The 11,413-nt window shown below is 60.0% G+C and carries 9 protein-coding genes; 2 read left to right on the forward strand and 7 right to left on the reverse strand.

Translation table 11 applies throughout. The features are described 5' to 3' along the window. Window positions 1-2 precede the first annotated feature (2 nt). The 7 genes from LJU29_RS03610 to LJU29_RS03640 form a co-directional block, all read right to left on the reverse strand. Window positions 3-3,092 carry an efflux RND transporter permease subunit gene (locus tag LJU29_RS03610; protein ID WP_057454343.1) on the reverse strand — a complete coding sequence of 1,030 codons (3,090 nt, stop codon included), beginning with the start codon at window positions 3,090-3,092 and terminating at the stop codon, window positions 3-5. Then, complete coding sequence (locus LJU29_RS03615) at window positions 3,089-4,198, reverse strand: efflux RND transporter periplasmic adaptor subunit (protein ID WP_257111657.1); 1,110 nt, start codon at window positions 4,196-4,198, stop codon at window positions 3,089-3,091. The genes LJU29_RS03610 and LJU29_RS03615 overlap by 4 nt, the downstream gene beginning before the upstream one ends. Before the next feature lie 81 nt (window positions 4,199-4,279). Further along, entirely contained in the window at window positions 4,280-4,897 is a 618-nt protein-coding gene (locus LJU29_RS03620) for a TetR/AcrR family transcriptional regulator (RefSeq protein WP_002551994.1), read from the reverse strand. Between the two features lie 340 nt (window positions 4,898-5,237). Continuing rightward, window positions 5,238-6,575, reverse strand: coding sequence for a sigma-54-dependent transcriptional regulator (locus tag LJU29_RS03625; protein ID WP_005758474.1), 1,338 nt, complete (start codon window positions 6,573-6,575; stop codon window positions 5,238-5,240). A gap of 2 nt (window positions 6,576-6,577) precedes the next feature. Then, the gene (locus LJU29_RS03630; RefSeq protein ID WP_057423588.1) at window positions 6,578-8,170 is read right to left on the reverse strand and encodes a two-component system sensor histidine kinase NtrB; all 1,593 of its coding nucleotides are present in this window, start codon (window positions 8,168-8,170) and stop codon (window positions 6,578-6,580) included. Further along, complete coding sequence (locus LJU29_RS03635) at window positions 8,160-8,399, reverse strand: PP0621 family protein (protein WP_002551997.1); 240 nt, start codon at window positions 8,397-8,399, stop codon at window positions 8,160-8,162. Before LJU29_RS03635 ends, LJU29_RS03630 begins: the two co-directional genes overlap by 11 nt. 129 nt (window positions 8,400-8,528) lie before the next feature. Beyond that, the gene (locus LJU29_RS03640) at window positions 8,529-9,551 is read right to left on the reverse strand and encodes an outer membrane protein assembly factor BamD (protein WP_005733851.1); all 1,023 of its coding nucleotides are present in this window, start codon (window positions 9,549-9,551) and stop codon (window positions 8,529-8,531) included. Window positions 9,552-9,700: 149 nt separating this feature from the next. Here LJU29_RS03640 and rluD point away from each other — a divergent pair, with 149 nt between their 5' ends. Together rluD and pgeF are read left to right on the forward strand one after the other, a co-directional pair. Then, a complete protein-coding gene (rluD, locus tag LJU29_RS03645) occupies window positions 9,701-10,663 on the forward strand; it encodes a 23S rRNA pseudouridine(1911/1915/1917) synthase RluD (RefSeq protein WP_002551999.1) in 963 nt (320 codons plus the stop codon). Next, window positions 10,660-11,388 carry a peptidoglycan editing factor PgeF gene (pgeF, locus tag LJU29_RS03650; protein WP_257111658.1) on the forward strand — a complete coding sequence of 243 codons (729 nt, stop codon included), beginning with the start codon at window positions 10,660-10,662 and terminating at the stop codon, window positions 11,386-11,388. The genes rluD and pgeF overlap by 4 nt, the downstream gene beginning before the upstream one ends. The last annotated feature ends 25 nt before the right edge of the window (window positions 11,389-11,413 follow it).

Below are 11,413 nucleotides of genomic sequence, written 5' to 3' on the forward strand. Positions count from 1 at the left end.
ATTCAGGCAGGCTGTGTCTCCAGGCGTCGCCCGCTGCCATCCGGCCTGATCCTGAACCAGATCGAGTACATGGCTGGCAGAAACACCAGGGTAAGTACCGTGCCCGCAAAGGTGCCGCCGATCAGCGTGTAGGCGAGCGTGCCCCAGAATACCGAATGGGTGAGCGGGATAAAGGCCAGAATGGCGGCCAGCGCCGTGAGTATCACGGGGCGCGCACGTTGTACGGTAGCCTCGACCACCGCTTGAAACGGGTCGAGCCCCGCCTGCTCGTTGTGGTGTATCTGGCCAATCAGAATCAGCGTATTGCGCATCAGAATGCCGGACAGTGCGATCAGCCCGACCAGTGCATTGATGCCGAATGGCTGCTGAAAGAGGATCAGCGTAGGCACTACACCGATCAGCCCCAGCGGACTGGTCAGGAAGACCATGACCATGGCGGATATCGAACGCACCTGAAGAATCAGAATGATCAGCGTGACCGCAAGCATGATCGGAAACAATGGCAACATCGCTGTCATGGCCTTGCCGGACTCCTCGATTGAACCTGCCTGCTCGATCCGGTAACCGCTGGGCAGCTTGTCGATAATCGGCTGTAACTGTCGGGTTATGGCTGTCGACACATCCGGTGGTTGCAGGCCGTCGGCTATGTCGCCTCGCACAGTGATGGTCGGCGTGCGGTCGCGCCGTCGCATCACCGGTTCCTCCATACGCACATCAACGGTACCAATCTGCGACAGCGGAACACTTTGCCCGTCGACGCCGGTGAGGGTGAAGTCCATTATTCTTGCCGGATCAAGTCGGGTGTCGCCAGCGGAGCGTGCAACCACCTGCACGGTGCGAATATCCTCGCGCACTGCCGTAACGGGCAGACCTGTCAGGAGAAACTGCAGTTGCTGAGCCACCTGACTGGAACTCAGCCCCATGGCCTGCATACGGTCCTGTTGCAAAGTGAAATGCAGCGCCGGAGTACGTGTGCCCCAGTCGGTATTGACGGTGCGCATCATCGGGCTGGCGTTCAGAACCTGTTGCACCTGCGCCGCAATGCTGCGCAGTGTTTCCGGGTCGCGTCCGGCAATACGGTAAGCGACGGGGTAGGGCGAATAGGGGCCGAAGACCAGTTGTGTGACCCTTACCCGCGCTTCTGCAGCCAGCCCCTCGGAAATAGCCTGGCGCAATCGGTGTTTCAGCGTTTCACGCTGTTCCTGGCTGTCGGTGCGCACTACGATCTTGGCGAATGACGGGTCAGGCAATTCCGGCCCCATCGCCATGTAGAAGCGTGGCGCACCCTGACCAATGTAGGCGGTGACGATCCCGGCTTCCGCCTGTTCAGCCAGCCAGCTTTCCACTTTTGCAGCGGCCGCACTGGTTTGAGAAATCGAGGTGCCATAAGGCATCTGCAGTTCGATCAATACTTCAGGACGATCGGACACTGGAAAGAACTGTTTCTTGACCAGTCCCATGCCCAGCACGGCCAGCACAAAGAGCCCGATGACCGAGCCTGCTACCAGCCATTTGCCTGCAATGACGCGCGCCAGAATCCGACGGAAGCGGTTGTAGCGCGGCGTGTTGTAAAGCGCCTGATGTCCGCCTTCGATCTGCTTCACATCAGGCAACAATTTGACGCCCAGATACGGGGTGAAAAACACGGCGACCACCCACGAGGCAATCAGCGCGATACCGACGATCCAGAACATGTTGCTGGTGTATTCGCCTGCCGTGGAGCGCGCGAAGCCGTTGGGCATGAAGCCGACGGCGGTGACCAGCGTGCCGGATAACATCGGCGCGGCGGTGTGGCTCCACGCGTATGCGGAAGCAGCGACGCGGTCGTATCCTTCTTCCATCTTCACCACCATCATTTCGATGGCGATGATCGCATCATCTACCAGCAGCCCGAGTGCCAGGATCAGCGAGCCCAGTGTGATCCGGTCGAAATTCTTGCCGCTCATGGCCATGATCACGAAGACCACCGCCAGGGTCAGCGGGACGGCGGCAGCAACCACCACACCGACACGCCAGCCCATGCTGATAAAACAGACCAGCATGACAACCAGCAGTGCGACGAAGAACTTGATCATGAACTCATCGACCGCCGAACTGATATTGACGGCCTGATCCGTGACCTTGCTCAGGCTCATGCCCAGTGGCAGTTCGGCGTTGATCGCGCCCACTTCCTGGTCCAGTGCCTTTCCCAGGTCCAGCCCGTTCCAGCCATCGCGCATGACAATCCCTAGCAGCAGCGCAGGCTCGCCGCCGTTGCGAATCATGAACGTCGCCGGATCTTCGTAACCGCGTTTTACTGTGGCAATGTCCGCCAGCTTCAATGTCCGGCCCTTTGCCACAACAGGCGTATCGCGAATTTTCTGCAGCTCATCGAAAGCGCCGTCGAGCCTGATAAATACCTGCGGTCCTCGGGTTTCGACCGAGCCCGCGGCAGTCAGTGCGTTCTGGTCGTTCAGCGCGGCAAATACCGTTTGAGGGCTGATACCCAGCGTTGCCAGTCGCTCGTGAGAGAACTCGACATAGACTCGTTCGGGCTGCTCACCCACGATATTGACCTTCTTCACTCCCGGCACATGCAGCAAGCGCTGGCGCAGCGATTCGGCGTCACGCGCCAGTACGCGTTGCGGCTCGCCTTTGGCCTTCAGCGCGAACAGCGCGAAGGTGACGTCCGAATACTCGTCGTTGACCATCGGCCCGATAACCCCGGATGGAAGGGTCATGGCCTCGTCACCGATTTTCTTGCGCGCCTGGTAAAACTCATCCGGCACTTGCGACGGCGGCGTGCTGTCGAGCAGAGTCAGGGTTGTGAATGCCATGCCCGGTCTGGTGTAGGTTTCAGCGCGGTCGTACCAGCGCAGCTCCTGAAGGCGTTTTTCGATCTTCTCCGCCACCTGATCCTGCATCTCCTGGGCGGTTGCTCCCGGCCAGACGGACACCACGGTCATTACCTTGACTGTAAATGCCGGGTCTTCGGCCCGGCCCAGTTTGAAAAAGGCAATGATCCCGGCCAGCGAAATCAGGCAAACAAGGAACAGGGTAATCGAGCGCTCGCGGACGGCCAGCGCTGACAGATTGAAACGGTCATTACTCATGGGCGCGCGCTCTGTGCCAAAGCCGCTTGAGCGGTCACTCTTACTTGCTGACCTTCGTGCAGAAGGTGCGCGCCAAGTGCGACTATTCGTGTGCCTGGCTTGAGCTGCGTACTGATGCTGGCTTGCTCGTCATCAAGCTGCTGAACCACTACTGGCGTCCAGTAAACCTGTGCTGGCTCCCCTTGAATGACCCAGATGCCCGGTCCCTTGCCTGCGTCATACAGCGCGCCGATTGGCACCCGCAACGTGCTTTGCCCGGCGCTATCTACGCTCGGGATTTTCACGGTGATGGTGGTGCCCAGCGGGGCATTTGCCATCTCGCCCTCGAGTATCCAGCGAGCTTCAAAGGTGCGGGTCTGGCGGTCCGCAACGTCCGACAGCTGTCGCAACCGTGTTGTGGCGTTGAGGTCCTGATTGCCGAACAGCGTGGCCTGGGCGGTAGAGCCGATACGGGGGCGCAGGTTTTCCGGAAGTTGAATAACCGCTTCACGCGGTCCGGCGTGGGCCACGCGTACCACGGCTTGCCCTGCACTGACGACCTGGCCGGGCTCAACGAGGGTTTCCATGACAATGCCGTCGGCATCCGCCACAAGGTCTGCGTAGCGAGTTGCATTGAGAGCAACTTCTGCCTGCGCTTCGGCTGCACTGAGTCGAGCCTTGGCCGAATCCGCCGTCGACTTGATCTGGTCGTAGCTTGACGCTGAAATGGCGCCACTGCTGCGCAGACTTCGGTAACGTATCTCTTCGTCTGCGGCCTGCTTTGCCTGGGCTCTGGCCGCATTCACCGCTTCGCGTTGGGCGTTGGCAGCGAGCTTCAGGTCGGCTGGGTCGATACGCATCAACGGTTGACCGCGCTTGACGGCCTGCCCGGTATCGACAAACCGCTCCAGCACCTTGCCGGACACCCGAAAACCAAGATCGCTTTGCACCCGCGCCGCTACGGTTCCGGTGAAGGAACGGGGCTCCAGGCCGGCCTCCTGGAGGCTCGCAACGCGCACCAATGGCGCTTCTGTGCGCGGGTCCGCTGGCGTTTTTTCGTTGCAGCCGGTCAGGACAGCCGGCAGAACACTGGCGAGAGCAAGCAAAACGAATCGGTGCCGGAGCATGGGAATCTCAATGTGCAGTGATCAGTGTCTGCACTTTGATTCCAGTGACCAATTTAGTCAATAGTCACAAGTGTTGTTTTGTTAAGGCGACAGACTGCGCAGCACCAGGCTGGATAACTGACTTGGCCCTTCGTCGGTGTGCTCGAAGCTGTATTGCAGCAGCAGCGGGTTGATGTAGGGGCGCATGACCAAATAGATCGCCATGACCGTTTCATCAAGAGGCGTCTTGCGCTCAAAGTCGCCGGTCTGTCGGCCTTCCTGCAGAATGTCCCGGAGAGTTGCCTTGAGGTGTTCCTCGTAAACCAGCGTCGCCTGCCAGCGTTCGGTAGCTGCCGATGTGGCGATTTCGTACAGCTTGCGGTCCTGCGAAAACAGGCGAATGCTGGCCTCAACGACTGATTTGAACATGCGTCGCAGCTTTTCCGGTGGCTGGTCCGTTTGGCTGATTGCGGCGCTGACTTCGGCCTCGATTTCACTCAGGCAGTGGGCGCAGATCATCTCGCCGATGGCCTGTTTGGACTCGAAGAATTTGTAGATGTACGCCTTGGAAAAACCGATAGCCCTGGCGAGATCGGACACGGTGGTCTTGCCGTAACCGTACTGGCTGAAATGTTCGGTGGCCGCAATCACGATCTGATCACGAATCTCATGGTCCACCGGACCACGACCTGCTGCGGGATTGCTGATGTTTTTGCTCATGGGGCGGAGCTTACTGACATTGGAGTAAGTGGACAATAAGTGACATTGTTGGGGATTGGTCACGAACATTACGGTCTCAACGCACGCGACATCCAACCGGGACCGGACGCAGAGCGTCCAGAAATGGCATGCCGACGCGGAGCGTCGCACGATAGTGGAGATTATCGTTGCCCAGACACTTATCGTTCCTCACGCTCCAGCGTGGGAATGCCTGGGGTGACGCTCCGCGTCACAAATCTGCGCCGCGCCGCCTATTCAGGATAGGACGCAGAGCGTCCAGAAACGCATGCCGACGCGGAGTGTCGCACGATAGTCGGTCAGGCTGTGCCGTACGGAGCGCTCAATCCAGGCCCAGTTTCTTCAGCCGGTAACGCAGCGATCTGAAGGACAAGCTGAGCCTTTCTGCCGCTGCGGTACGGTTCCAGCGGGTTTCTTCCAGTGCCTGCAGAATCAGCTTGCGCTCGATGCTTTCCAGATAGTCTTCAAGGTTGTCGATGTCGGCCAGGCTAGGGCTGTTGGGCTCCTGGGGGCTGGCGGACTCTGCCAGGCGCAGGTCGCTGGCATGGATTTCATCGTTTTCACAGAGCGTGTAGGCGCGCTCCAGCATGTTTTCCAGTTCGCGCACGTTGCCGGGGAATCGGTAGCTCTTCAGCGTGTCGAGCGCCTGCGCATTCAGGCGCGCCACCGGTTGCGTGCCATTGCCAGCAAGTCGCTTTAGAACACTGGCTGCCAGTTGATCGATGTCCTCGCGCCGTTCGCGCAATGAGGGGACGCGCACTTCGATCACGTTCAACCGGTAATACAGATCCTGACGGAAACGGCCTGCCGCAACCTCTGCATTCAGATTTTTGTGCGTGGCGCACAGAATGCGTACGTCCACAATCTGCTCTTGCTGGCTGCCTACACTGCGGATTGATTTTTCCTGGATGGCTCGCAACAGCTTTACCTGCATGGCCAGCGGTAGGTCGGCCACCTCGTCGAGAAACAGCGTCCCGGTATGTGCCGCCTGAAACAGACCGGGCTTGTCTTCGTGGGCACCGCTGAAACTGCCCTTGCGATGGCCAAAGAATTCACTCTCCATCAGCTCGGAAGGAATGGCCCCGCAATTCACCGGTATGAACGGTTTGTCGATGCGCGGACCCTGCTCGTGGATCAGCCGCGCTACAAGCTCCTTGCCACTGCCCGATTCGCCGCTGATGTAGATCGGCGCCTGGCTGCGGGCCAGCTTGCCGATCTGGTTGCGCAAGGTACGCATCGCCAGCGAGTCGCCCAGCAGGCGGCTGTCGATGCTGCGGGCTGGCTGGGCGCAAGGCAGGCTCAGCGCACTATTGACCAGTTCGCGCAGCCTGCCGAGGTCAACCGGCTTGGTCACAAAATCGAAAGCCCCGGCCTTGAGCGCATTAATCGCGGTGTCCAGGTTGCCGTGGGCAGTGATCATCGCCACTGGCACATGGGGGTAGCCGTGCTGAATATGCTGCACCAGCTCAAGGCCGTTGCCGTCGGGCAGACGCATGTCGGTCAGGCACATATCGAACGGCTCGCGGGCCAGCCAGTCGTGGGCCTCGGCAACATTGCGGGCGCATCGGGTGTCGAGTTTCATGCGCCCCAGAGTGATCTCCAGCAGTTCGCGGATATCCGGCTCGTCATCGACTATCAGGATTTTTTGCCGTTGGCTCATGCTCAGCTCGTTTTGAACGGGTGGGCGAAGGTTATGCGCAGACAACTGCCGCCACCTTGCCGCGGGACGTATTCCAGGTGCGCCTGATTGCTTTCGCACAGCTCGCGTGACAGATATAGACCAAGACCGGTGCCTTTGCTTTCCGTGGTGAAAAACGGCTCGAATAGCTTGGCCAAATGTTGCTCGCTGACCCCTGGCCCGTCGTCCTGCACTTCCAGAATCGGCAAGTCGCTTTGTTGGTCGTGATGCAGCTTCAGCCAGACCTGCGCTGACGAATGATTTCTGCCGCTGTAGCGCAGGCCGTTCTGTAGCAGGTTGGTCATGATCTGGGTCAGTTGCCCGGAATCCATGCGGGTTGTCAGCGTGCCGGGGCTTATGTCGACATGAATCGACTGATTGGGCGCAGCGGAACTGCGAAATTCAGCGATAAAGTGTTCCAGCCAGGTTTTCAGATCGAGCAGTTCAGGTTGCGACTCACGGCGGCGTGACAGTTGCAGAACATTTTCGATGACCCGATCAATACGCCCCGACTGGTCATGAATGATCTGCCCCAGGCGTCGGTCCGCTGCGCTGAGTTCTTCCGACTCGTTGAGCAACTGTGCGGCATGGCTGACTGCGCCCAGCGGGTTGCGTATCTCGTGGGCAATCCCGGCGGTCAGGCGTCCCAGTGCGGCGAGCTTGAGCTGCTGCGCCTGATGGGTAATCTGCGACAGGTCTTCAAGAAAGATCAGCGTCTGGCGCTGATCGCCACGATTGAGCGCGGCAAAGCTCGGTTGCAGCACCGGCCCGATGGGTGAAGTCGTGACGCTACGCGGCACCATGATCGGGTTGACGAGCCACTGGCGCAGGCGTTCCACCAGTTGCGGCGAGTAAGCGTCGATAACCTGGCCGACCAGTCGCTCGTGGCCCAGTAGGGTCAGGGCACCTTGATTGGCCAGCAGCACCTGACGGTTGGCATCCAGTACCAGAATGCCGGTACGCATGCGTTGCAGGATCAGCGCGTTGAGTTCTTCAAGGCTGTCGACATCCGCTGCACGCTGTTCGGCCAGCACTTCGCTTACCTGCATGCGCGCTGTCAGCGCCTGCACCAGCAGTGCGGCGGCGAAGCACAGGGCACCCAGAGAGCCAGCCTGCACGTAGTCGTTGGAAACCGACGGTGTACCGAAGCTGATATAGAACGTCAGGTAGATGATGCCGATGGCAGAAACGGCGGCGATCAGCAAACCGATACGGCCCCGCAGCAATACATTGCTGATTGCTACGGAAGCAATCAACAGATTGCCTATGCCGCTGGAAGGGCCACCCGCCGCGTAGAACAGCGCAGAGAGCATGATTGCGTCAGTCATTGCCAGACTGAACAGCTGCGCCTGACGGCTGGGACGCTCCAGCAGCACGACGACCAGAATGTTGAACACCAGATACAGCCAGCAACCCGAGCGGAACAGGTTTGGATTGGCCAGTTGCAACAGTTCGGTTTCCAGACTGCTGGAAATCAGCAGGACCAGTACCACGCCGATGGTCAGTCGATAAAGATGGTAAAGCCGCAGAATCCTTTGCGCCTGTGGGCTGGCAAGCGAGGGCGTGTCAGCGGTCACGTGCCGCAGGGCCTTCCAGGCGGTGTGCCTCGCTGCAATACCATTGCTGTGCCTGGCTCAGCGCGCGATCCTGAGGGAGATGAACGCCACAGTGTGCGCAGCGCACCATTGGGGTGGCCGCTATTTCAGGCGGCTCGGCACGGGACTTCGGCTTGGGGGGATTGATCAGGCGCTTGACGAACCAGATCACCGCCGCGATCAACGCGGCCCACATGAGTAAGCGAACCATGACTACCAGCTTAGTGATTGACGATGGCGCAGTGTAGCCAAGGTACAGTCAGGCGCACAGTGGCTGCGGCGCATAAATGTGCTGCATAAAAAAAGAGGCCCGAAGGCCTCTTTCTTGATGCCGTGAAGATCAGTCGAACAGACCCAGGGTCATGTAGCTGAACCACGAACGGCTCTTGGTGCCTTTCGCTTCGGCGTCTTTTTCCGCCTGCTCGTCCAGCTCTGCCTGATTTTCCGGCAACAACTCTTTCGGAATGGCGTCCTTGGCGTCCTGATACTGCTTCTTGATGTCCTGATCGGCACGGGTCTGGCCCGGTGGCAGTGGTGCGCTACCGTCGATCAGACCAAGGGTCGCTTTCGACAGCCACGAGCGGTTGTCGGCTTCGGCCTGACGCGGGGTGAACTTGCCGTCAGCCAATTGCGGGTGGTTCGGGTAGTTGGTTTTGAGCACTTCAAGGCTGGTGGCTGCCAGATCGTCGAGGTGCAGACGCTGATAGGACTCGACCATAACGGCCAGACCGTCACCTACCGATGGCGTCTCCTGGAAGTTTTCCACGACATAGCGGCCACGGTTGGCGGCGGCGACATAGGCCTGACGGGTCAGGTAGTAGTCGGCTACGTGAATTTCGTAGGAGGCCAGCAGGTTGCGCAGGTAGATCATGCGCTGCTTGGCATCCGGCGAATAGCGGCTGTTCGGGAAGCGGCTGGTCAGCTGAGCGAACTCGTTGAACGAGTCGCGGGCAGCGCCCGGGTCACGTTTGGTCTGGTCCAGCGGCAGGAAGCGCGCCAGCAGGCCGACGTCCTGATCGAAGGAGGTCAGACCCTTCATGTAATACGCGTAATCGACGTTCGGGTGTTGCGGATGCAGACGGATGAAACGCTCGGCAGCGGATTTGGCTGCTTCGGGTTCACCGTTCTTGTAGTTCGAGTAGATCAACTCGAGCTGGGCCTGATCAGCGTAGCGACCGAACGGATAGCGTGATTCCAGCGCCTTGAGTTTCTCCGTGGCACTGTTATAGCTGTTATTTCCCAGGTCGGCCTGCGCCTGCTGGTACAGCTCGACTTCGCTGAGGTTTTCGTCGATGACTTCCTTCGACGAACAGGCCGCAGTCAATGCGAGGATGGCGATCAGCAGCAGGTGTTTCACTTGCATGGCGGCTTGCGTCCCTATAACGGCCTGCTGTCTTGGGCGGGGCCGTCCTGTTATGATGAGCGCCCCGCGATACCGGCGGGACAAAAGACGCCGTATTTAACCACAAGCGCGCTGCCGAAACCAAAGGCTAGCCGCCACCTAGTCTGGTCATGTCCGAAAATATAGAACTCCGCGCAGAGGTGCCGTCCGAATTGGGCGGTCAACGCCTCGATCAAGTCGCCGCACAATTATTCGCTGAGCACTCGCGCTCGCGCCTTTCCGCCTGGATCAAGGACGGCCGCCTGACTGTGGACGGAGGCGTATTGCGCCCCCGCGACATCGTGCATGGTGGCGCTGTTCTCGAGCTGATTGCCGAGCAGGAGGCCCAGGGTGAATGGGTTGCTCAGGACATCGAGCTCGACATCATCTATGAAGACGACCAGATCCTCGTCATCAACAAGCCTGCGGGTCTGGTGGTGCATCCTGCTGCCGGTCATGCCGACGGCACGCTGCTCAATGCCTTGCTGCACCATGTGCCGGACATCATCAATGTTCCGCGTGCCGGCATCGTGCATCGTCTGGACAAGGACACCACTGGTCTGATGGTGGTCGCCAAGACCATTCAGGCACAGACCCAACTGGTTACCCAGTTGCAGAGTCGCAGTGTCAGTCGTATCTACGAGTGCATCGTGATTGGCGTGGTGACCGCAGGCGGCAAGATCGACGCACCGATCGGCCGTCACGGCCAGCAGCGCCAGCGCATGGCGGTGATGGAGGGCGGCAAGCAGGCGGTCAGTCATTACCGCGTGCTGGAGCGCTTCCGTTCGCACACCCATGTACGGGTCAAGCTGGAAACCGGGCGTACCCACCAGATTCGCGTGCACATGGCGCATATCAACTATCCGTTGGTCGGCGACCCTGCCTATGGCGGTCGTTTCCGTATTCCGCCAGCGGCCAGCCTGACCATGGTCGATTCGCTCAAGACCTTCCCGCGGCAGGCGTTGCATGCCCGCTTCCTGGAGCTGGATCATCCGACCACCGGTAAGCGCATGAGCTGGGAGTCGCCACTGCCGGATGATTTCGTCTGGTTGCTGTCGCTGCTCAAGCAGGATCGCGAGGCGTTCATCGGGTGAATGACTGGCTGATACCTGACTGGCCTGCGCCAGCTCAGATCAAGTCGTGCGTTACCACCCGCTCGGGTGGGGTCAGTCTGGCCCCGTTCGACAGCTTCAATCTGGGCGATCACGTCGATGACAGCCCGCAGGCCGTGGCGAGCAATCGCCAGCGCCTGACCGCCAGTCTCAAGGCTCAGCCCGCCTGGTTGAAGCAGGTGCATGGCGTCGACGTCGTGCCTGCTGATCCGTCCCGGGTTGTCGAAGCCGATGCCAGCTGGACAGATAGCCCTGGCGTTGCCTGCACCATCATGACCGCCGATTGTCTGCCCGCACTGTTCTGTCGTCGCGACGGCACCCGCGTCGCCGCCGCGCATGCCGGATGGCGCGGGCTGGCGGCCGGGGTGCTGGAAGCGACGGCCGACAGTTTGCAGTGCGCTCCTGAAGACATCATGGTCTGGCTGGGTCCGGCCATCGGCCAGCCGTCTTTCGAAGTCGGCCCCGAGGTGCGCGAGGCCTTTACCGCCAGCCACCCGCAGACAGTCGCTGCGTTTGTCGCCAGTTCGAATCCTGATCGTTTCATGGCCGACATCTACGCGCTCGCCCGGTTACGACTGGCAGCCCAAGGTATCTCTGCCGTGTACGGCGGCGGGCTGGATACCTTCACCGATCCGCGCTTCTTTTCCTACAGGCGTGCCGCGCGCACTGGCCGCTTCGCCTCGCTGATCTGGATTGATCACACCTGATTGCAGGCTCTTTTGCGCGGGCCAG

The sequence above is a fragment of the Pseudomonas ficuserectae genome, assembly GCF_024584585.1.
Lineage (GTDB): Bacteria > Pseudomonadota > Gammaproteobacteria > Pseudomonadales > Pseudomonadaceae > Aquipseudomonas > Aquipseudomonas amygdali.